Source organism: Georgenia daeguensis, from assembly GCF_039537705.1.
GTDB classification, from domain to species: Bacteria; Actinomycetota; Actinomycetes; order Actinomycetales; family Actinomycetaceae; genus Georgenia; species Georgenia daeguensis.
Window position 1 is genome coordinate 1 of the sequence record NZ_BAABBA010000035.1, and the last position, 21187, is coordinate 21187.

At 72.8% G+C, this 21187-nt stretch carries 17 protein-coding genes; 13 read left to right on the top strand and 4 right to left on the bottom strand.

Going from position 1 to position 21187, the window contains the following annotated elements; genetic code table 11:
• From ABD774_RS20065 to ABD774_RS20115, 11 genes are all read left to right on the top strand, one after another.
• Nucleotides 1-126, top strand: a 126-nt coding sequence (locus ABD774_RS20065) for a methionine adenosyltransferase domain-containing protein (RefSeq protein ID WP_345045220.1), incomplete at its 5' end; no start/stop codon positions are given.
• A gap of 179 nt (nt 127-305) precedes the next feature.
• Nucleotides 306-1307, top strand: a complete 1002-nt coding sequence (locus tag ABD774_RS20070) for a class I SAM-dependent methyltransferase (RefSeq protein WP_345045199.1) — start codon at nt 306-308, stop codon at nt 1305-1307.
• Nucleotides 1304-2890 carry a glycosyltransferase family 2 protein gene (locus tag ABD774_RS20075; RefSeq protein ID WP_345045200.1) on the top strand — a complete coding sequence of 529 codons (1587 nt, stop codon included), beginning with the start codon at nt 1304-1306 and terminating at the stop codon, nt 2888-2890. Before ABD774_RS20070 ends, ABD774_RS20075 begins: the two co-directional genes overlap by 4 nt.
• Before the next feature lie 35 nt (nt 2891-2925).
• Nucleotides 2926-3759 (top strand): ABC transporter permease, encoded by an 834-nt coding sequence (locus ABD774_RS20080; RefSeq protein WP_345045202.1) that lies wholly within the window; start codon nt 2926-2928, stop codon nt 3757-3759.
• On the top strand, nt 3756-4976 hold the full coding sequence (locus tag ABD774_RS20085; protein ID WP_345045203.1) for an ABC transporter ATP-binding protein: 1221 nt from the start codon (nt 3756-3758) through the stop codon (nt 4974-4976). Before ABD774_RS20080 ends, ABD774_RS20085 begins: the two co-directional genes overlap by 4 nt.
• The gene (locus ABD774_RS20090; protein WP_345045204.1) at nt 4969-6324 is read left to right on the top strand and encodes a glycosyltransferase family 4 protein; all 1356 of its coding nucleotides are present in this window, start codon (nt 4969-4971) and stop codon (nt 6322-6324) included. Before ABD774_RS20085 ends, ABD774_RS20090 begins: the two co-directional genes overlap by 8 nt.
• Nucleotides 6325-6405: 81 nt before the next feature.
• Entirely contained in the window at nt 6406-8964 is a 2559-nt protein-coding gene (locus tag ABD774_RS20095) for a glycosyltransferase (protein WP_345045205.1), read from the top strand.
• The gene (locus ABD774_RS20100) at nt 8961-11816 is read left to right on the top strand and encodes a YfhO family protein (protein ID WP_345045206.1); all 2856 of its coding nucleotides are present in this window, start codon (nt 8961-8963) and stop codon (nt 11814-11816) included. The genes ABD774_RS20095 and ABD774_RS20100 overlap by 4 nt, the downstream gene beginning before the upstream one ends.
• A gap of 142 nt (nt 11817-11958) precedes the next feature.
• Nucleotides 11959-13086, top strand: a complete 1128-nt coding sequence (locus ABD774_RS20105) for a glycosyltransferase family 2 protein (protein ID WP_345045207.1) — start codon at nt 11959-11961, stop codon at nt 13084-13086.
• Nucleotides 13083-14189, top strand: a complete 1107-nt coding sequence (locus ABD774_RS20110) for a glycosyltransferase (protein ID WP_345045208.1) — start codon at nt 13083-13085, stop codon at nt 14187-14189. Before ABD774_RS20105 ends, ABD774_RS20110 begins: the two co-directional genes overlap by 4 nt.
• On the top strand, nt 14186-15130 hold the full coding sequence (locus ABD774_RS20115; RefSeq protein ID WP_345045209.1) for a lysylphosphatidylglycerol synthase domain-containing protein: 945 nt from the start codon (nt 14186-14188) through the stop codon (nt 15128-15130). Before ABD774_RS20110 ends, ABD774_RS20115 begins: the two co-directional genes overlap by 4 nt.
• A 10-nt stretch (nt 15131-15140) precedes the next feature.
• On the opposite strand, the gene ABD774_RS20120 is transcribed toward ABD774_RS20115, so the two are convergent.
• Complete coding sequence (locus ABD774_RS20120; protein ID WP_345045210.1) at nt 15141-16079, bottom strand: glycosyltransferase family 2 protein; 939 nt, start codon at nt 16077-16079, stop codon at nt 15141-15143.
• A complete protein-coding gene (locus ABD774_RS20125) occupies nt 16079-16696 on the bottom strand; it encodes a dTDP-4-dehydrorhamnose 3,5-epimerase family protein (protein ID WP_345045212.1) in 618 nt (205 codons plus the stop codon). The genes ABD774_RS20120 and ABD774_RS20125 overlap by 1 nt, the downstream gene beginning before the upstream one ends.
• 314 nt (nt 16697-17010) lie before the next feature.
• Between ABD774_RS20125 and rfbD the strand changes: the two genes are divergently transcribed.
• Complete coding sequence (gene rfbD / locus ABD774_RS20130) at nt 17011-17859, top strand: dTDP-4-dehydrorhamnose reductase (RefSeq protein WP_345045214.1); 849 nt, start codon at nt 17011-17013, stop codon at nt 17857-17859.
• A gap of 48 nt (nt 17860-17907) precedes the next feature.
• On the opposite strand, the gene rfbA is transcribed toward rfbD, so the two are convergent.
• Nucleotides 17908-18777 carry a glucose-1-phosphate thymidylyltransferase RfbA gene (gene rfbA, locus ABD774_RS20135; protein WP_345045216.1) on the bottom strand — a complete coding sequence of 290 codons (870 nt, stop codon included), beginning with the start codon at nt 18775-18777 and terminating at the stop codon, nt 17908-17910.
• 70 nt (nt 18778-18847) lie between these two features.
• Here rfbA and ABD774_RS20140 point away from each other — a divergent pair, with 70 nt between their 5' ends.
• Nucleotides 18848-19555, top strand: coding sequence for an SGNH/GDSL hydrolase family protein (locus tag ABD774_RS20140; protein WP_345045217.1), 708 nt, complete (start codon nt 18848-18850; stop codon nt 19553-19555).
• On the opposite strand, the gene ABD774_RS20145 is transcribed toward ABD774_RS20140, so the two are convergent.
• On the bottom strand, nt 19533-20879 hold the full coding sequence (locus ABD774_RS20145) for an acyltransferase family protein (RefSeq protein WP_345045218.1): 1347 nt from the start codon (nt 20877-20879) through the stop codon (nt 19533-19535). The genes ABD774_RS20140 and ABD774_RS20145 overlap by 23 nt on opposite strands.
• Nucleotides 20880-21187: the final 308 nt, after the last annotated feature.

Here is a 21187-nt window from a genome sequence, read left to right on the forward strand (position 1 = left end):
GACCTGGACCTGCTGCGCCCGATCTACCGGCACACCTCGGCCTACGGCCACTTCGGCCGGGAGCTGCCCGAGTTCACCTGGGAGCGCACCGACCGCGTCGAGGACCTGCGCACCGCCGTCGCCTGACGTGCCGTTGCTCACCCCGGCCGCCCCTCACCGGAGGGCCTGAGGCCAGGCGGTAGCATGACGACCCACGATCGCGGTGTGTTCTGCCCACAAGCGCACCTCAGCGATGACGGTTACCACGCCACGAGCGGGCAGGCGCGTGCGCGCAGAGGTCACGAATGGTCAAGTACAGCGCCACGGTGGATCCGAACCTGGTCAACACGAGTCATTCCCAGATCCTTCAGCTCGTGGGGTCGGACAAGGCCGTGCTCGACGTCGGGTGCGCGTCCGGGTACCTCGCGCAGGCGCTCCGGGCCCAGGGCTGCACCGTCAGCGGGATCGAGTACGACGAGCAGGCGGCGCGTGAGGCCGCCCCGCACCTCGAGAAGCTCGTCGTCGGCGACGTGACCTCGGTGAACTTCGCCGAGGAGTTCGGCGCCGGGGCCTTCGACGTGATCGTCTTCGGTGACGTGCTGGAGCACCTGGTGGACCCGGCGACCGTGCTGTCGGACGCCCTGGCGAGCCTGCGCCCGGACGGCGAGGTCGTCGTCTCCATGCCCAACGTGGCGCACGGCAGCGTCCGGCTCGCGCTGCTGAACGGCCACTGGGAGTACACCCCCACCGGCCTGCTGGACGAGACGCACGTGCGGTTCTTCACCAAGCGCACCCTGCTGGAGCTCATGGCCGGTGCCGGCCTCGAGGTCGTCGAGCTTCGCGGGACCACGGCGGACCCGCTGCGGGTCGAGGTCGAGGTCCACGACGAGCAGCTCCCCAGCAGCATGGTCCAGTGGGTCCGCGAGCGGCCGGAGGCTCTCTTCTACCAGTACGTGCTGCGGGCACGCCGGTCCTCCGACCCCGAGGCGGCCGTCGACCCCGACATGAAGGTCGTCCCCGCGGCGGAGCTTGAGCCCCTCCGCGACCATCACTACGAGCGCGCCACCCGCGAGGCGGGCGAGCAGAAGGAGCTGCGGCACCGTCTCCTCACCCAGCGCGACCACATCATCGGCCTGGAGGCGACCACCGCCAAGGCGCTCGCCGACGCGCAGCGGGCGCGCGAGGACCTCGAGCGGGCCAGAGCGGCGCACCTTCGCGAGCTGGAGGCCCTCCGGGAGGAGTTCATCGAGTCCGCCACCTGGAAGATCGGCCGTAAGGCGGTGGCGCCCGTCGCGTGGGCCCGCCACAAGCTCGGGGGGCGCCCGTGACGGCGGAGCGGCCCACCTTCTCGATCCTCACGCCGGTGTACGACCCGCCGCTCGGTGCGCTGCGCGAGATGATCGACTCGGTCCGTGAGCAGTCCTTCACCGACTGGCAGCTCGTCCTGGTCGACGACAGGTCGCCGGACGGCGGCGTGCGCGACGCCCTGCGTGCCGCCGCCGCGTCGGACAGCCGGATCACGGTGGTCGAGCGCGAGGCGAACGGCGGGATCGTCGCCGCGTCCAACGACGCCCTCGCCCGCGCCCGTGGCGAGTTCGTGGTCCTGATCGACCACGACGACCTCATCGAGCCGCACGCGCTCGAGTCGGTCGCCGACGTGCTCGGCTCGGCCGAGGACGTCGACTACCTCTACACGGACGAGGACAAGGTCGACGACGAGGGCCGTCGGTACGACACCTTCCGCAAGCCCGAGTGGTCGCCCGAACGCCTCCGGTCCCAGATGTACACGTCCCACCTGTCCGTCCTGCGCACGTCGCTCGTGCGCGAGGTCGGTGGCTTCCGGGAGGGCTTCGAGGGGTCCCAGGACCACGACCTGGTGCTGCGGGTGACCGAGCGCGCCCGCCGCGTCCACCACCTCCCCGAGGTGCTCTACCACTGGCGGGCGCACCCGGCGTCCACCGCCAGCGAGTACCAGGCGAAGCCCTACGCGTGGCTCGCCGGCCAGCGGGCGGTCCAGGAGCACTGCGACCGGGTGGGCATCACCGCAGAGGTGGAGCTCGGACCGCTCCCGGGGACGTACCGGCTCCAGCGCCGCGCCGCCCCCGGGCACCGCGTCAGCGTCGTCATCCCGACCAACGGTTCCTCCGGCATGGTCTGGGGCGAGTGGCGCGCCTTCGTGGTCGAGTGCGTGCGCTCGTTCCTGAAGGACCCGGGCGACGTCGCGGTCGAGGTCGTGATCGTCTACGACGACGGCACGCCGCCCGCCGTCCTCGCCGAGCTGAAGGAGCTCGCGGGCGACGACCTCGTCCTCGTCCCCTTCGTGGGGCCGTTCAACTTCTCCAAGAAGTGCAACGAGGGCTACCTCGCCTCGACGGGTGACGTCGTCGCCTTCCTCAACGACGACCTCCAGATCGTCTCGGACAGGTTCCTGGAGCGGCTGGTCGCCCCGCTCGCCGAGCCCGACGTCGGCATGACCGGGGCGAGGCTCCTGTTCGCCGACGGCACGCTGCAGCACGGCGGGCACCGGTACTCCCGCGGCGACATCACCCACACGCACTTCGGGGCGGACGCGAGCTGGGGAGGGCACTTCTCCGAGCTGGTCATCAGCCGCGAGTGCTCGGGCGTCACCGCCGCCGCAGCCGCCCTGCGACGGGAGGTGTTCGAGGAGGTCGGGGGCTTCTGCGAGGCGCTCCCCGCCAACTTCAACGACGTCGACCTGTCCCGCAAGGTCGGCCGGTCCGGCCACCGGATGGTGTGGCTCCCGGACGCCACCGCCTACCACTTCGAGTCGCGGACCAGGATTCCCACGGTGCATGACTGGGAGTACCGGCTCATCACGACCCGGTGGGACTTCGCGGGCGACGACCGCTTCATGCCGACCGGCCCGGACCTCGCGTCCGCCGCAAACTGACCCGCTCGCTCCACGGATCGAGAGAAAGGAGCGAAGTGAGCGTCATCACCGATCTCCGGAATTCGCGTGAGCTCCTGCTCAACCTCACGCGACGAGAGCTCAAGGGCAAGTACAAGCGCACCACGCTCGGGCAGCTCTGGTCGCTCGCCAACCCGCTCGCGGCGATGGCGATCTACACGGTCGTCTTCGCCTTCATCATGCGGGTGGAGCCGGACCGGGGTGACCCGAGCGGCCTCGACATCTTCGCGCTGTGGCTGCTGTGCGCGCTGCTCCCGTGGACGTTCTTCACGAACGTCGTCAACGGCGGCATGAGCTCGCTCGTGGGGAACGAGAACCTCATCAAGAAGGTGCACTTCCCCCGCATCGCGCTCGTGCTCTCGACGTCCCTGTCCTACCTGGTGTCCTGGGGCATCGAGATGATCGTGCTGCTCGTGGCGCTCCTCATTGCCGGCGGGAACCCCCTGCCCTGGCTCCCGGTCGCCGCCTTCTTCATGGTGCTGCTCGCGCTCTTCGCCACCGGCATCGCGATGATGCTCGCGATCGCGAACGTGTACTTCCGGGACACCCAGCACTTCGTGGGCATCATCTTCCAGGCGTGGTTCTACCTCACCCCCGTCGTCTACCCGGTCTCGCTCGTGGCGGGGGAGTCGGCGAAGATCGGGCCGATCTTCGGGTCCGTCGAGATCCTCGACCTGTACCTGCTCAACCCCATGACCGACTTCGCCGAGGCGTTCCGCAACCTGCTCTACGACAACCGGTGGCCGGACCTGTCGACGACGGCGGTCTGCGTCGCGTGGAGCGTCGGTGTGTTCCTCCTGGGCTACCAGGTCTTCAAGCGTCACGAGAAGGGACTGGCCGAGGCACTGTGAACCAGGTTGCTGTGGACGTCGACAACGTCTCCAAGAAGTTCCGCATCTACAAGGAGCGGAACCAGACGCTCAAGAGCGCGATCATGCGTGGCCGCCGGTCCGTCCACGAGGACTTCTGGGCGCTCAGGGACGTCGGGTTCGAGATCCCTGAGGGGTCGACCTTCGCCCTGGTGGGCGACAACGGCTCGGGAAAGTCGACCCTGCTGAAGTGCATGGCGAAGATCCTCTACCCCGACAAGGGTGCGATCCGGGCCAACGGCCGCCTCGCCGCCCTGCTCGAGGTCGGCTCCGGGTTCCACCCCGAGCTCTCCGGCCGGGACAACGTCTACCTCAACGGCTCGATCCTGGGCATGGACAAGGCCGAGATCGACAGCAAGTTCGACGACATCGTCGACTTCTCCGGCGTCTCCGAGTTCATCGACCAGCCGGTGAAGAACTACTCCTCGGGCATGTACGTCCGGCTCGGCTTCTCCGTCGCCATCCACGTCGAGCCGGAGATCCTGCTCGTCGACGAGGTGCTCGCCGTCGGGGACGCCTCGTTCCAGGACAAGTGCGCCGAGAAGTTCTCCGACTTCCGGCGCGAGGGGCGCACGGTCGTCGTCGTCTCGCACTCGATGCCGCAGCTGCGGAACATGGCCGACCACGCCGCGTGGCTCTCGCACGGCGAGCTGAAGGACGTCGGGCAGGCCCAGGTGGTCCTGGAGAAGTACCAGGACTCCGCCCGCTCCGACATCCGGGTCGATCCCGACGGCCGGGTGCACTGGGGCTCCGGCGAGGCGGTCGTGGAGCGCGTGGAGCTTCTCGACCGCGACGGCCAGCCGTACGGGGACACCATCGCCACCGGCTCCCACGTCACGATGCGGCTGCACTACAACGCGCTCGAGCGCGTCGACAACCCGGTGTTCGGCTTCGCCGTCGAGTCCCACGACGGCACCTACCTCTGGGGCAACAACACGCGCGACCTCGGCTTCGCCGTCGACCACATCGAGGGCCCGGGCGTCGTCGACCTGACGATCCCGGCGCTGCCGCTCGCCATGGGGACGTTCCTCGTGCACTGCTCGGTGGTCGACTCGACGACGCAGCACATCTTCGACTACGTGCGCGAGGCCCAGCGGATCAACGTCAGCCGCGGCAACCCGTTCGAGTCCGGCGGCTACATCACCATGGGCGGGCGGTGGAGCGTCCCGGCGCTCACGCCGAGGAGTCACGTTGAGTAAGGTCCTCGTCGTCACGCTCGACACCCTGGCCGAGCGGATGGCGGGCCCCGCCATCCGCGCCTGGGAGATCGCCTCCTACCTCTCCGCGTCCCACGACGTCGAGCTGGTGACCTTCGGCCGGTGCGAGCGGACGGCGGTCGGCTTCCGCGCACGCCGGACGACCGTCGAGGCGTTCCGCGACGACGTGGCGCGCGCCGACGTCGTCGTCCTCCAGGGCTACGTGATGCGCACCTTCCCCTGGATGCAGAGCTGCCCCCAGACGATCGTGGTCGACCTCTACGACCCGTTCCACCTGGAGTCGCTGGAGGTCGAGCGCGGCAAGGACCTCGTGCAGCGCAACGGGGCGCTCGACAACGCGCTGGCCGAGCTCGAGATCCAGGCGCTGCGCGGGGACCTCTTCCTGTGCGCCTCCGAGAAGCAGCGGGACCTGTGGCTCGGCCACCTCGCCGCGCACGGCCGCGTCAACCCCGCCACCTACGACGCCGACCCCTCCCTGCGGTCGCTGCTCACCGTGGTGCCCTTCGGGATCTCGTCGGAGCCGCCCGCGCGGGCCGGTGCCGCCATCAAGGGTGTCGTGCCCGGGATCGGCCGGGACGACCGCGTCGTCGTCTGGGGCGGAGGGGTCTACAACTGGTTCGACCCGTTCACCGTGATCCGCGCGATCGACCGGGTGAAGGAGACGGTCCCGGACGTCCGCCTGTTCTTCATGGGGATGAAGCACCCCAACCCCGACGTGCCCGAGACGCAGGCGGCCCGCCGCGCCCGGGCCCTCGCCGACGAGCTCGCGCTGACCGGGCGCCACGTCTTCTTCAACGAGGACTGGGTGCCGTACGAGCGCCGGGCCGACTACCTGCTGGACGCGGACGTCGGGGTCAGCGCCCACTTCGACCACATCGAGACCGCCTTCAGCTTCCGCACCCGGATCCTCGACTACCTCTGGTCCTCCCTGCCCGTCGTCTGCACCGACGGCGACGCCTTCGGCGACCTGGTCACCGCCGAGGGGCTGGGGCGCGCCGTCCCGGCCGAGGACGTCGACGCCCTGGCGACGGCGCTGGAGGAGCTTCTCACCGACGACGACCTGCGCGCCGAGGCGCGGCGGAACGTCGACGTCGTGGCCGAGCGCTTCCGGTGGCCGGCAGTGCTCGCCCCGCTGGGGGAGGCCTGCGAGCGCCCGAGACGCGCGGCGGACTCCGAGGAGCTCGACCGTCGCCTGCGGCGGCGCCACCGGACCCGGCTCACGCTGCTCCAGCGCGTGCGCCTGGACACCCTCGCCGTGTGGCGCCATCTCCGCGAGGGTGGCCCCTCCGCGGTCGTCGCCAAGGTGCGGTGGCGCCTCTCCCGCCGCTGAGGCGGTCCCGCCGGCGCCCGTGGGCGGGGCGCCGGCGGACCCGGCGGGGGAGGGCCCCGCCCCGGCGGATAGGATCCCTCGGTGCGAGTCGTGCAAGTGTCTGCCCACTTCCCCCCCAACTTCGTCAGCGGGGGCACGCTCGTACCCCAGCGGGTGGCGCGCGCCGTGGCCGCCGCCGGTCACGAGAGCTACGTCTACGCCGGTCATCTCGACGACGCGCTCGCGCCGCTGACGACCTGGACGGACCACGACGGCGACGTGAGCGTGCGCTGGGTGGTCACCACGCCCTGGACCGGGTGGTCGGACCCCCGCAACAGCCACAACCCCGCCGTCGAGCAGGACTTCCGCGCCTGGCTCCACGAGGTGCGCCCCGACGTCGTCCACGTGCACTCGCTCCAGACCCTCGGCGGGTCACTCGTCACGGCGGCGCGGGAGGCCGGCGCGCGGGTGGTCGTCACCATGCACGACTTCTGGTGGTTCTGCGCGCGGCAGTTCCTCGTCGACCGGGACATGCGGCCCTGCTCCCTCGTGGTCGACTGCGGATCGTGCGCGTGCGAGGTCGACCACGACTGGCTCGCCCGGCGCAACGCCGTGCTCGCGCCCGCGCTCGAGGCCGCCCACCTCGTGCTGGCCCCCTCCGCCAGCGCCGCCCGCGTGCTCGTCGCCAACGGCGTGCCCGCGGAGAAGGTCGAGGTCGACGAGAACGGGTTGACCAGGCCGCTCCCGGACGCCGTCGGCACGCCCGCGGGAGGTGCGGGAAGGAGCCTGGACGGGCCGGTCCGATTCATGTTCGCCGGCGGCCAGGACCCGATGAAGGGCATCGACGTCCTCCTCGACGCCGCCCGCCGCCTGGGCGACCGCGACGGGTGGCTGCTGGACCTCTACGGGGTGAGCGGCGGCGTCGACGGCGCCCTGGGGGGCCGGGCGCGGACCCGCCCCGCCTACGCGCCCGACGAGCTCGACGCGGTGCTGAGCGAGCACGACGTGCTGGTGCTGCCCTCCGTGATGCGGGAGTCGCACTCCATCCTCACCCGCGAGGCGCTGGGGGCGGGCCTGGCCGTGGTGTGCACCGACACCCTCGGACCCGAGGAGGCGGTCGTCCACGGGGAGAACGGGCTCGTCGTCCCCGCGGGCGACGCCGAGGCCCTGGCCGGGGCGATGGTGCGCTTCCTCGACGACCGCGAGTGGGCGTCCCGGACCGTCGGGCGGGGGGCGATCGTCCCCGTGCGGGACTTCGAGGACCAGGCCCGGGGACTGCTCGCCACCTACGAGCGGCTCCACGCCGCCGGCTCCGAACCCGCCGCCGACGCCGCCGGGACCGACCGGCCCCGGATCGAGCGGGTGGCCTTCGTCGTCGGCATCCAGGGAGCGCCGCTGAGGTACCGCGCCCACCTCCCGGCGGAGGCGCTGCGGCTCCGGGGCGTCGAGACCACCGTGCACCACTACCGCGACCCCGCGGCCCGGGACGCCGCGCTCGGCGCGGACGCCGTCGTGCTCTACCGCGTGCCGGCCACACGGCAGATCCTCGACCTCGTCGCGGAGGTCCGCGCACACGACGCCACCGTGCCGGTCCTGTACGACGTCGACGACCTGATCTTCGACCCGGAGCTGCGCGGGCAGGTCGACGGGCTCGCCGGGCTCGGCGACGCCGAGCTCGAGCTGTGGTGGCGCGGGGTCGCGCGCTACCGCACCACCATGGAGCAGGCCGACATGTTCATCGGCAGCACCACGGAGCTGTGTCGGCACGCCACCGCGGTGACCGGCCTCCCGGCCCGCCAGTTCGCCAACGGCGTCGGGACCCTCCTCGCCCGGGCGAGCGAACGTGCCCTCGGGCGGCCCCGCAAGGGCGGGCCGCTGCGGATCGGGTACTTCTCCGGCACCACCACGCACGACGCCGACTGGGCCTCGGTCGAGCCTGCCGTCCTGGAGGTCATGCACGCCCGGCCCGACGTCGAGCTCTGGCTCGGCGGGCACCTGAAGCCCACCGCCGCCCTCGAGGCGGTGGCGCCGCGGGTCCGGCGGCTTCCCTTCGTGCCCTGGCACGAGCTGCCGGAGGTGCTGCGCGACGTCGACGTCTGCCTGGCCCCGCTCACCGGGAACGGCCGGTTCAACGAGGCCAAGTCCGCCATCAAGTGGCTCGAGGCCGCCCTGGTCGAGACGCCGGTGGTGGCCTCTCCGACGGAGCCGTTCCGGGAGGCCGTCGAGCAGGGGAGGACCGGGTTCCTCGCCGCCGGGCACGAGGACTGGGTCGGTGCCCTGGACGCGCTCCTCGACGACGTGGTCCTGCGCCGCCGGGTGGGCTCGCTCGCCCGGCGCGAGGCGCTCCTGCGCTGGTCGCCCCACCTGCAGGGCCAGGTCTACCTGGACAACCTCCACGCCGCCGCGGCCATCGTGCGCGCCGAGGGGCCGCGGTCCGGCAGCACGTGGGAACCGGTCTTCGACGACGAGCCGTGGTCGGCCGCCGACGCGTTCGTCGAGGCGTACGAGGTGCCCGCGAGGCGCAGCCGGGTCCCGGCCGCGCTCCGCAGCAACGGGCTCGTCCGCGGGGCCGCCGCGGCCCGCCGCGTCTACCGGCGCGACGGTGCAGCCGGGCTCGTGCGCAAGGTCGTCCGCCGCGCGGCGAAGCGTCGGGCCTCGTGACCGCCGGCAAGCTGCCCGGGCAGGAGAAGGCATCCCGGGTGGGTTCGCCGCGGCACCGCCTGCTGGCGAGGACCCGGCTGGCGTCCTGGATCGCTCCCGTCCTCCTCGTCGTCGTCATGCTCGGCCCCTCCCTGCTGGGGCTGCGCCTCTTCGCCGCCGGCGACCTGATGCAGCAGCGGGCGCCGTGGGTCGAGTCGAGCACCGTCGAGGAGGTCACGAACCAGTGCGTCTCGGACACGGTCGACGGCACGATCCCGACCCTCCTGAGCTTCCGTGACCGCATCGCCGACGGCGACGTCGCCCCGCTGTGGGACAACGCCGCCTCGGCGGGGACGATGCTCGCCGCCGCCCCGCCCCAGGGGGTGAGCTCCCCGATCGTCATCGCCGCGCTGCCCTTCCCGGAGACGACCGTCACGGCGTGGATCAAGCTCTTCGAGATCGCCCTCATCCTGGCCGGGACCATCGCGTGGGGCCGCCGGCTGGGCCTGTCCACCGGGGCGGGCGTCATCGGTGGCTTCCTGTACGCCACCGGGTCGTTCATGGTGATGTGGACCAACTGGCCGCAGACCAGGACGGCGGCGTTCTTCCCCCTGGTCTTCTGGGCCGTGGAGAGGCTCGTCCAGGACCGGACGCTCCGCTCGGCGCTGCCGTTCCCGCTCGTGGTCGCCGGCATGGTCCTCGGCGGCTTCCCCGCCATCGCGGTCCACACCGTCTACCTCGCCGCCGCGTACGCGCTGCTCCGGCTGGTCGTGATCAACCACCAGCGCCGCCGCCAGGCGGCGAACGGCGAGGGACGGGCGGACCAGGGGTGGTGGCTCGCCTGGGGGAAGGCGCCCGCGCTCGCCGTCGGGGGCGGCGTCGTCGCCGTCGCCCTCGTCGCCTTCCAGCTGGTCCCCTGGCTCAACCAGCTCTCCGGCACGGACCTCGAGTACCGGCAGAACCTGTGGCAGGGCACGTTCGGCGCCCGCGAGATCCTCACCGCCGCCTACCCGCAGGCGCTCGGGACGTGCGCCGAGGGCCTCCCGCGGTGGGGGAGCGTCATCCCGGTCGAAGGGGTCTCGTTCATCGGTACGGGCGCCCTGGTGCTGTGCCTGGCGGCCCTGGTGCTCCCCCTGCCCTCGGACCGTGCGAAGGGCGTCCGGGTCTTCCTGCTGCTCGCCGGCGCGCTCGGCTTCGCCGTCACCTTCCTCGGCGGGACGGTGAACTACCTCGTCCACCTGCTGCCGCTGATGGACAACTCGCCGCTCCACCGGATGCGCGGCGTGGGCAGCCTCATGCTGGCGATGCTGGCCGCCTTCGGGTTCGAGGCCGTGCGCCGCTCCCGCGGCGAGCGGCGCTGGCTCCCGTGGCTCGGCGTCGTCGCCGCGCCCGTGCTGCTGGTGGCCGCCGCGCTCGGCGCCCGGTCCCTCGCGCCGGGGGCCGGCGAGTGGTCGCTGGTGCGCTTCTCGGTCCTCGTCGGCCTCGCCTGCGGCCTGGGCGTGAGCGCCGCCTGGGCGTGGATCATGGCCGGTCTCCGCGGGTCCCGGTCCCTCGCCGCCCTGCTGATCCCGGTGCTGCTCGCGCTGGACGGGCTCATGTTCACCAACGCGTTCTGGCCGCGGACCGACCCGGAGCTCCTCTACCCGCAGACCTCCACGGACACCTTCCTCCGGGAGAACCTGGGCCACGAGCGCATGGTCGGCGTCTCGAGCGCCTACTGGGGCGGCGCGGGGCAGGTCTCGGACATCCGCTCCCTCTCGGGGCACATCTTCGTCCCGCCGGAGTGGAGAGACCTGCTGCTCCAGGCCGACGCGAACATGTTCATCACGCCGACGTACCACACCCTCAGCAACCTGGACTCGCTGACAAGCCCGGTCCTCGACCGGTTCGCGGTCTCGCACGCCGTCCTGGACACCAACATCCTGCCGCCGGGGCCCCTCCTCGGCGACGGCGAGCAGGACCGGAGCCGGGGCGTCACCCTGCAGGACGCGCCCGGGAGCCGGGCCGTCGACGCCGGGACCCCGCTCCGCGCAGCGGTGGTCGAGCTCGCGAGCCCGATCGGGGACGTCGCCGAGTCGCAGGACCCGGCGCACATCGTCGTCGAGGTCGTCGACCCCGACGGCACCGTGCTCGCCGAGGGGGAGCGGCGGGTGCGGGACGGCGCGCAGGGCCTGTTCGCCGTGCCGGTCGCGGGGGAGCACCTGGAGACTGCGGGCGCGTACGAGGTCCGCGTGCGGGCGGAGGGCGGCCAGGCGGTCTCGGTGGTCGCCGCCGGCCCGGGGGCACCCCAGACCGGCGAGGCCTGGGTGGGGGTGGTCACCGCACCCGCCGACGACGACCTGGACCTGGTCGACGCCGCCGAGGCGCAGGTCTACGAGCGGGCGACGGCCCTGCCCCGGTTCCGGTGGGCCTCCGACGCCGCCGCCTGCGCCTCTGCCGAGGAGTGCGCCTCGCTCATGGGCGAGGCCCCGGACCAGACCGTGCTGCTCGACCCGGACGACGCCGACGGCGCCTCGTTCGGCTCCGCCCCGGCGGAGGTCGTGGTCGAGCTGGACGCCGACGACCACCAGCGGGTCCGCGTGGACGCCGAGGGCGACGGGATGCTCGTGATCGCGGACGCGTACCAGCCCGACTGGGTCGCACGGGTCGACGGCGAGGAGGTCCCGATCGTCCGCGCCGACCACGCCATGAAGGGCGTCCCGGTCCCCGCGGGCGAGCACACGGTGGAGCTCTCCTACGAGCCGGCGGGCTGGGGGGTGCTGCCCTGGGTCTCGCTCGTCACCCTCGTCGGGCTGCTCGGAGGCTGGACGTACCAGGCGGTCCTCCGACCCCGGCGGCGGAGCGCGCGGTCCGGCGGCGAACACGCCCTGTGACCAGGTCGACAGCGTCGGCCAGGGGGCGCTGCGATAGCCTGGACGCCGACAACGCGTACAGGCCGTCGGTTCTGTGTGCTGGAGACACCGCGGACGGCGTGGGTTCGAGCCGACGTGAGCCGTCGAGTTGCGCGAGGAGATCATGAAGCTGTTCGTCCAGGTGCCGTGCCTCAACGAGGAGGAGACGCTCCCCCTCGTCCTGCGCTCCATCCCGCGGGAGATCCCGGGGATCGACTCCGTCGAGATCCTCGTCGTCGACGACGGCTCGACCGACCGGACAATCGAGGTGGCCCGGGAGCACGGCGTGACGCACTTCGTCCGGCACGCGCGCAACATGGGCCTGGCGCGGTCGTTCCGGGACGGCGTCGACTACGCGCTCGCGCACGGCGCCGACATCGTCGTGAACACCGACGGGGACAACCAGTACCCGCAGGCGAGGATCACCGATCTCGTCCAGCCCATCGTCCGGGGCGAGGCGGACGTCGTCATCGCGGACCGGCAGACGTCGAAGATCGAGCACTTCTCCCCGTTCAAGAAGGCGATGCAGAAGGTCGGGTCCGAGGTCGTCAACGTCGCCGCGGGCACGGACCTCCCCGACGCCGCGAGCGGCTTCCGCGCCTACTCCAAGGCGGCGCTGATCCGGCTGAACGTCGTCACGCAGTTCAGCTACTGCATGGAGACCATCATCCAGGCGGGCAACAAGCGCCTGCGCATCGAGTCCCTGCCGATCACGACCAACGCGAAGACCCGCGAGTCGCGCCTGTTCAAGAACATCTGGCAGCACATGTTCAAGTCGGGCACGGCGATCACCCGGTCGTACCTCATGTTCAAGCCGCACATCGTGCTCGGCGGCCTGGGGACGATCATGCTCGTCGCCGCCCTGATCCCGTTCGTGCGCTTCCTCGTCTTCTGGTTCATGGGAACGGCCGGCGGCCACGTCCAGTCCCTCATCTTCGGCACCGCGATGCTCGTCGGTGCGCTGCTGAGCTTCGCCCTGCTGATCATCGCCGACCTGCTGCGCACCAACCGCGTGCTCCTCGAGGAGTCGCTGGAGCGGCTCAAGGAGATGCAGTACCGGCCGCCCACGGAGGTCGCCCTGTTCCCGGCGGGCGACGGACGGGCGCGTGAGCCGTACCTCCTCCCCGACGGGCACGACGGGATGCCGCGCTTCGGCGCACCGGCCGACGCCGTCCCCGGCGCCCGCCCCGCGACGACGGCGACCGGTGAGACCGTCGTCCCGGTGGACGGCGAGACGGTCCCTCAGCGGTGAGGGTGCTCGCCTTCGGGACGTACGACGTCAAGGCGCACCCCAGGGTCCAGGTCCTGATCGACGGCCTGCGCGAGCACGGCCTGCCGGTGAGCGAGATCGTCGAGCCGCTGGGACTGTCCACGGCGCAGCGGGTCTCGTTCCTGCAGAACCCCTCGTCGCTGCCCCGGTTCGTCGGCCGGCTCCTCGGTCGCTGGGGCGCCCTGGCGGGCCGGGCGGTCCGGCTGCGCGGGGCGCAGCGCCCGACGCACGTCCTCGTCGGGTACCTCGGCCACTTCGACGTCCTCCTGGCGCGCCTGCTCTTCCCCCGGGCGCAGATCGTGCTGGACCACCTGATCTTCGCGGCCGGCACGGCCCGGGACCGCGGTGCCGGCGACGGTCTGCGCACCCGTCTCCTGGGTCTGCTGGACCGCCTGGCCCTGGGGGCCGCCGACGTGATCGTCGTCGACACCCCGGAGCATCGCGAGCTGGTGCCCGCCCGCCGGCGGGGCTCCGCGGTCGTCGTGCCCGTCGGCGCCACCAGCAGCTGGTTCGAGGCCGGCGCCGGCGCGCCGGAGAGGGAGGGCGGGAGCGCTCTCTCCGTGGTCTTCTTCGGCCTGTTCACCCCCCTCCAGGGGACGCAGGTGGTCGGCGAGGCGCTGCGCCTCCTCCATGACCGCGGGGTCGAGGTCCGCGCCACCCTCGTGGGCTCGGGGCAGGACTCCGACGCGGTCCACGCTCGCGTCGACGGGCTCCCCGGCGTGACGTGGCACAGCTGGGTCGACGGCGGCGAGCTGCCCGCGCTCGTGGCCTCCCACGACGTGTGCCTCGGCATCTTCGGCACGACCGCGAAGGCGCTGAACGTGGTGCCCAACAAGGTCTACCAGGGGGCCGCCGCGGGCTGCGCCGTCGTCACGAGCGACACGGAGCCGCAGCGGCGCGCCCTCGGGGACGACGCCGTGCTGGTGACGCCGGGTGACGCCGAGGCGCTCGCCGGTGCGCTCGCGGCTCTCGCCGCCGACCCGGCGACGCTCGCCGACGTGCGCCGGGCGGGCGCCGGCCGCGCGCGGGAGCGCTTCACCGCGCGCGCCGTGACCGCGCCGCTCGTCGAGGTGCTCGCCCGATGAGCAGAGTTCTCCGGCTGCTGCGGTCCCCGTGGGTCCGCAGGGGGTTCGTCGTCGTCGCGCTGGCCGCGGCGGTGTGGGCGGTCGCCAGCCAGTGGGAGCAGGTGAGCGCGGCGCTGGCGTCCATCCCGCCGGCGACGGTCGCGCTCAGCTTCGCCGTCGGCGTCGCCTACGTCCTCGTCACCATGATGTCCTGGCGTGCGGTCCTGCACGACATGGGCTCGGTGCTCACGGTCCGGGAGGCCGGCGGGCTCTTCCTCGTCTCGCAGCTCGGGAAGTACCTCCCCGGCGGCGTGTGGAATTTCCTGGCCGCCGCCGAGATGGGCACGGACCTGCGGATCCCGCGCCGGCGCTCGATCTCCGTCATGGTGGTCGCCATCCTCGTGTCCATCGTGACCGCGATGATCCTGGCGGCCGCCGCCCTCGTCGTCGGACCGGCCGAGCTGGCCGGCCGGTACGGCTGGGTCGGCTGGTTCCTCCCGCTGTTCGTGCTGCTCCTCGCGCCGCCGGTGCTGAACAGGCTCCTGTCGGTCGCGCTGCGGCTGACGCGCCGACCGCCGCTGGAGAAGCCCCTCACCCTCCGCGGCGTGGCCGCGTCCGCGCTCTGGGCCCTCCTCGGCTGGGTGCTCGCCGGCCTGCAGGTGTGGCTCGTGATCTCGGCGCTGGGTGCACCGGCGTCGCTCGGGTCCTTCGCCCTGGCCGCGGGCGGGTACGCGCTCGCCTGGACGATCGGCTTCCTCGTCGTGGTCGTCCCCGCCGGCGTCGGGGTGCGGGAGGCCGTGCTCGCCGTCGCGCTCGCCGGGCAGCTCGGCCCCGGCTCCGTCGTCGTCACGGTCCTGCTCTCCCGCGTCCTCCTGACCGCGGCCGACTTCCTGCTCGGGCTGGCCGGGGCCGCCGACGTGCGGCACCGCGCCCGGCGGCTGGGCCGCGCGACCGCCTCCTGACGGTCGCGCGTCACTGACGGCCGACCGCTCCGTGCGGAAGGGGGCCGGTGCGGCCGAGCAGACCGTCGCGCAGGCCGCGGGCCATGAGGGCCGCCCGCCGCAGCCGCCCCGCGGGGACGACGACGTTGAACGCGACGTACTTCATGAGCCACACCACGTAGCCCACGCTCCAGCGCCAGCCCATCAGGCCCGACCGGACCAGGAGCACCGTGTTCCGGGAGATGAAGTACGTCCGGACGGGGGAGTGGACGTGCACCTCCTGCGCGCGCCCCGGGATCTTCGCGAGCCGGTCGCCGAGCTCGTGGTCGAGCCGGGCCTCGGTGACCGCGAGGAGCGCGTAGCCCGCCCGGCGGGCGCGCAGCCCCCACTCGAGGTCGACGTGGTCGATGAACCACTCCTCGTTCATCGGGCCGACGTCCCGCAGCGCCGCCGCCGTGACCAGGCAGCCGGAGGCGATGAGGAAGGCCGCCTCGACGAGCCCGTCCCGGCTCTCCTCCGGCCGCGCCCGCCGCGGGCCCCACGTGCGCGAGACGTAGACCATCTGCTCCGTCGCCGAGCGGGTGTCCGTCGACACCGGCCCGACGGCGGCCACCGCCCGGCCGCGCGCCGTCGCCCGGTCGAGGCCGTCCAGGAGGCGTTCAACCATGTCCGGGGCCGGCAGCGAGTCCTGGTCCGAGAGCAGCACCGCGTCGGCGCCCGCGTCGAGGGCGCGCTCGATCCCGATGTTCTGGGCCCGGGCGATGCCCTCGTTTCGGCCCAGCTCGACCAGCTCGGCGCCGGCGGCCGCGCACGCCGCCCGCAGCCGCTCCCGGCGGGCCGGCTCGGAGCCGTTGTCCACGACGAGGACCTGCTCGCACTGGCCGGCCAGGGCGAGCAGGAGCGGTGCGGTGAGCGTGACGTCCGGCTGGTACGTCACCACCACGGCGACGACGCGGGGCAGCGCGGCCATCAGCGGCGCAGCGTGGCGATGTACTCCTGGACGGCGTCGTAGCGGGGCAGCAGCCCCTGCTCCTCGGCCTCCCGCAGCCCGGGCGCGGCGGTGTCCTTGTCGGAGAGCAGGAGCTCCAGCGGACGGCCGGCCCGGTCCTCGGACGGCCACGTGATGCCGACGGCCTCGTCGAGCGGGTTGACCCCGTGCTCCCGGCCGGGCGCGTAGGGCGCCGAGCACAGGTAGACGACGGTCGAGTCGTCCTCGAGGGCGCAGAAGGCGTGGCCGAGACCCTCGGAGATGTAGATGGCGCGGCGGTCGGTGTCGTCGAGCAGAACGGTGTCCCACTGCCCGAAGGTCGGGGAGCCGACCCGGATGTCGACGACGACGTCGAGGACGGCACCGCGCGGGCACATCACGTACTTGGCCTGCGAGGGCGGCACGTCGGCGAAGTGGATGCCGCGCACCACACCGGCGGCCGAGACCGACGAGTTGGCCTGCCTGAGGTCGAGCGGGTGGCCGACCGCCTCAACGAAGGGGCCCTCCTTGAAGGCCTCCAGGAAGACCCCGCGGGAGTCGCCGAACTGTTTCGGCGTGATCTCCCACGCGCCGGGGACCTTCAGCTCTCGGAACTCCACGGAGCAACTCCTTCTCGCGTTCGGATGTGCTCGGCAACCCTAGCCGGGCCCGCGGCCCGGCGCCGCGGGCGACCGCTCCGCGCCCTGCGCGTTCTCGGTGCGTGTTCCGCGTTTCGGTGCGTGTTCCGCACCTCGGTGCGTGCAGGAGCGGGCACCGAATGACGGGAGACGCACCAGAACGACGGCGGAGGGGACGGTCGGGGCGGGGCGGCGGAGGGGTGGGTGGCGGAGGGGTGGCACGGGCGTGGGCGCGGAGCGACGGGATCCCGGCACTAGGCTCGCCGGAGCAGAACGCAACGACGGAAGGTGGACGCATGAGGTGGATCGTCACGGGGGCGGCGGGGATGCTCGGCACCGACCTGGTGGAGCGCCTGGCGGGGGACGGGCAGGAGGTGCGGGCGCTCGGTCGCTCCGACCTCGACGTCACGGACGCCCGCGCGGTGGCCCGGGAGGTGCGCGACGTGGACATCGTCGTCAACTGCGCGGCCTGGACCGCCGTCGACGACGCCGAGGCCCAGGAGGCGGCCGCGTTCGAGCTCAACGCCGTCGCGCCGCAGCTGCTCGCCCGGGCCGCCCGGGAGACCGGGGCGCGCATGGTCCAGATCTCGACCGACTACGTCTTCGACGGTGAGTCCGACGAGCCGTACGCCGAGGACGCCGCCCTGGCGCCCCGGTCCGCCTACGGGCGCACCAAGGCGGCCGGGGAGTGGGCCGTGCGCGCGGAGAACCCCGACCACCTCGTGGTCCGCACGGCGTGGCTGTACGGCGCCCACGGCGGGTGCTTCCCCAAGACGATGGCACGGCTGGCGGCCGACCGGCCCGAGCTCCAGGTGGTCGCCGACCAGGTGGGGCAGCCGACCTGGACCGCGGACGTCGCCGATCTCGTGATCAGCATGGTCGAGGCCGAGGTGCCGGCGGGGACCTACCACGCCACGTCGTCGGGCCAGGTGTCCTGGCACGGGTTCACCCGCGCGATCGTGCAGTCTCTCGGCAAGGACCCCGAGATGGTCAGGGAGACGACGTCGGACGCCTTCGTGCGGCCGGCCCCCCGGCCCAGCTATTCCGTGCTCGGGCACGCCGCCCTCGAGCGCGCCGGGGTCGAGCCCATCGGGGACTGGGCGCAGCGGTGGAGCGCAGCCGCCAGTACCGTCCTCGGCCGGTAGACCGCGGACTGCGCGGGGCCCCGTCGCGGCGACCGGGCCCCGCGGTGCTCAGATCCGGTCGGTCAGCAGCGAGACCAGGTACTCCCCGTAGCCGGACTTGCGCAGCGGCTCGGCGCGCTCGACGAGCTCGTCGTCGGAGAGCCAGCCCTTGCGCCAGGCGACCTCCTCCGGGCAGCCGATCTTCAGCCCCTGCCGGGCCTCGACGGTGCGCACGAACGCGGTGGCGTCGGCGAGGGAGTCGAACGTGCCGGTGTCGAGCCACGCGGTGCCGCGGGGGAGGACCTCGACCTTGAGCCTGCCCTGCTCCAGGTAGGCCTTGTTGACGTCGGTGATCTCGTACTCCCCGCGCGCCGAGGGCTCGAGGTTCTTGGCGATCTCGACGACGTCGTTGTCGTAGAAGTACAGCCCAGGCACGGCGTAGGAGCTCTTGGGCTCGGCGGGCTTCTCCTCGAGGGAGATCGCCCGGAAGTCCTTGTCGAACTCGACGACGCCGTACGCGGTCGGGTCGGAGACGTGGTAGGCGAAGACCGCGCCGCCGTCGATGTCCTCGAAGCGGGCGAGGGTCTTGCCCATGCCGGGTCCGGAGAAGATGTTGTCCCCCAGCACCAGCGCGGCCGAGTCGTCGCCGACGAAGTCCTCGCCCAGGACGAAGGCCTGCGCCAGCCCGTTCGGGACCTCCTGGACGGTGTAGGAGATCGAGATGCCGAACTGGGAGCCGTCGCCCAGGAGCCGGCGGAAGGACTCGGCGTCGTGCGGGGTGGTGATCACGAGCACGTCGCGGATCCCCGCGAGCATCAGGGTGGTCAGCGGGTAGTAGACCATCGGCTTGTCGTACACCGGCACGAGCTGCTTGCTCACGCCCTGGGTGATCGGGTGCAACCGGGTGCCGGACCCGCCGGCCAGAATGATTCCTCGCATGGGGCCATTCTTACCCATCGTCGGGTGACCGCTGAGCGCGCGTGCCGACGGTGATGACAGGATTCGGGGCATGTCAGCCCGCAAGTCGCTCCGGCCCCGTCCCGCGTGGGTGGTCGGACTGGTCCTGATCTGTCTGGTCGCCGCCGGGGCGGTGGCGATGTCCCGCGGCACGTTCGCGATCCTCGGCGGGGCCGCCGGAGCCGCCTCCACGGCGGAGGAGACGGAGCAACCGCCGACGGCAGTGTTCGTCGGCGACTCCTACACCGCGGCGGAGGGCGGCGAGGGAGTGCGCTGGACCTCCCTCGTCGCGCAGGAGCAGGGCTGGCGCGAGCTCAACGTCGGCCGGGGCGGCACCGGCTGGACGGTCGCCGTCCCCGCGGACCGCTGCCGGTACGGCACCTGCCCCACCTACCCCGAGGTGGCTCACGAGGTGGTCGACCTCGCGCCGGAGATCGTGGTCGTCGCGGGCGGGCGCAACGACCGGGGCAACGACGTCGCCGCCGCGGCCGCCGAGACCTTCGCGACCCTGCGCGAGGGACTGCCAGACGCCCGGATCTACGCGGTCTCGCCGTTCTGGGACTCGACGGCCTACCCCGCCCACCTGATCGCCCAGGGACGGGACGTCCGCGAGGAGGTCCGGCGCGTCGGCGGGGAGTACCTCGAGGTCGGTCACCCGCTCGGCGGACGCCCGGACCTGATCACGCAGGACGGCATCCACCCCAACGCCGCCGGCTACCGCGCGCTCGCCGAGGCGGTCAACGAGGCGCTCGACCGGTAGCCGGTCGGGAGAGCGACGACCTCCGGTCCCCGCCCGACCGCGTTCCCGCCGGTGCGCCGTGCCGGGGCGGAAGGCGCCTGGCGCGCGGGTCGACCGCCGTCGGCGCGCCGCCCAGCCACGCCAGCCGCGCCCCCGGCACGGCGGCGGGAGGCATCTCGAGCCGGACGGTCTGACGCAGGCGCTGGGCCGCCGCGCCCACCCGCTTCGCCAGGCGGTGGCTGGGGACCTCGACCCACCGGGTGAAGGCCGCGGCGACGAGGAAGGACAGCGCCACGGCCATGAGAACCGTGAGCCACACGGGCAGCCCGTCGAACTGGTGGCGGAGGGCGATGATGAGCGGCTCGTGCACGAGGTAGAGGCTGAACGAGACGCGGCCGAGCCACTGGGCCACCGGTCCCTCGAGCGGACCGCGGACGGCGGGGCAGAACCACGCGGCCAGGACGAGCATCGTGACGCCGACGACGCTGAGGAAGCCGGGGGCGGGCGAGGCCGGGGCGCCGCCGAAGGGACTGGTGAACCAGTGCGACGTCGTCGCGAGGACGGCGAGGACCAGGAACGCCGCCCAGAACGCCCCCGCCCTCCGGGCCCCGTTGACCCGCTCGGCGGCGGCCTCCAGGTGCGGACCGACGGCGGCCAGGAGCGAGCCGACGGCGAAGGTGCCGAGATAGAAGTAGATCGGTTCCTGGAACGTCGACCCCATGAGCACCAGGGCCGTGACCATCGCCGCCGCGGCGACCGGGGCGCGGACGACGAACATGGCGAAGCCGACGAAGATCGGCAGCAGAAGCGAGAACATGACCTCCCACTGGAGGGACCACAGCGGGCTCACGACCCGTGAGACGCCGTCGATCAGCAGCAGGTCCCGCAGCAGACCCTCCACGGAGTACCGGTCCGGCCGGGCCGCCATCCACGGCCCGAGGTTCGCCTCCGAGTCGCGGGGCAGCAGCTCGATCGTCACGATCGCGAGAGCGATCGCGACGAGCACCGGGACGTACAGCCGCACCAGTCGACGCGGGTAGTACGCGGCCCACGAGAAGGCAGGGTTCCGCAGCGCCGGCAGGGTCAGCACGGTGCCGGACAGCACGAAGAACAGCAGGACCGCCTCGCCGCCGGCCCACAGGAGGTGGAGGGGCGAGCTGGTCCACAACCACAGCAGCGGACGGCTCTCGGCCGAGCCGGCGGAGGGGTAGTACGCCGCGGCCAGCGCCGGCACCGTCAGGAGGGCGTGGTGGACGAGCACCACCACGGCCGCCACGCCCCGGAGCCCGTCCAGGCTGCGGAGCCGGCTCGTCCGCGGGTCGCTGGCACGGGTTACGGAAGCCATGGTCGATAACCCTAAGCCTGCGGCTCGGCGCCTCCGTGTGAGATTCCCGACGCGGCGGCAGGCGCACGGTGACGAATCGGCCGCCGCGGCAGCACCCGGAGGAGGAGAATCAAGACCGTCCGGCGAGGTCGGCAGCCGGTGGCGCCTAGGGGGCGACCATGGATCAGCGTCGAGGTATCTCGGCTCTTCACAATCCAGGGTGTAGCTGGGGTCTGAATCCGCCGGTCTCCAGCAGTGATCTGGCGATGTAGTTGGTGAGGTTGCGGAAGCCGAGGGCGGAGCCGCGCAGGTGCTCGAGCCGGCCGTTC

Bases quoted from the DNA above. Each gene is read 5' to 3' on its own strand.
- ABD774_RS20105 (WP_345045207.1), top strand. From the start codon at position 11,959: ATGAAGCTGTTCGTCCAGGTGCCGTGCCTCAACGAGGAGGAGACGCTC.
- ABD774_RS20115 (WP_345045209.1), top strand. From the start codon at position 14,186: ATGAGCAGAGTTCTCCGGCTGCTGCGGTCCCCGTGGGTCCGCAGGGGG.
- ABD774_RS20120 (WP_345045210.1), bottom strand. From the start codon at position 16,079: ATGGCCGCGCTGCCCCGCGTCGTCGCCGTGGTGGTGACGTACCAGCCG.
- rfbD (WP_345045214.1), top strand. From the start codon at position 17,011: ATGAGGTGGATCGTCACGGGGGCGGCGGGGATGCTCGGCACCGACCTG.
- rfbA (WP_345045216.1), bottom strand. From the start codon at position 18,777: ATGCGAGGAATCATTCTGGCCGGCGGGTCCGGCACCCGGTTGCACCCG.
- ABD774_RS20140 (WP_345045217.1), top strand. From the start codon at position 18,848: ATGTCAGCCCGCAAGTCGCTCCGGCCCCGTCCCGCGTGGGTGGTCGGA.
- ABD774_RS20145 (WP_345045218.1), bottom strand. From the start codon at position 20,879: ATGGCTTCCGTAACCCGTGCCAGCGACCCGCGGACGAGCCGGCTCCGC.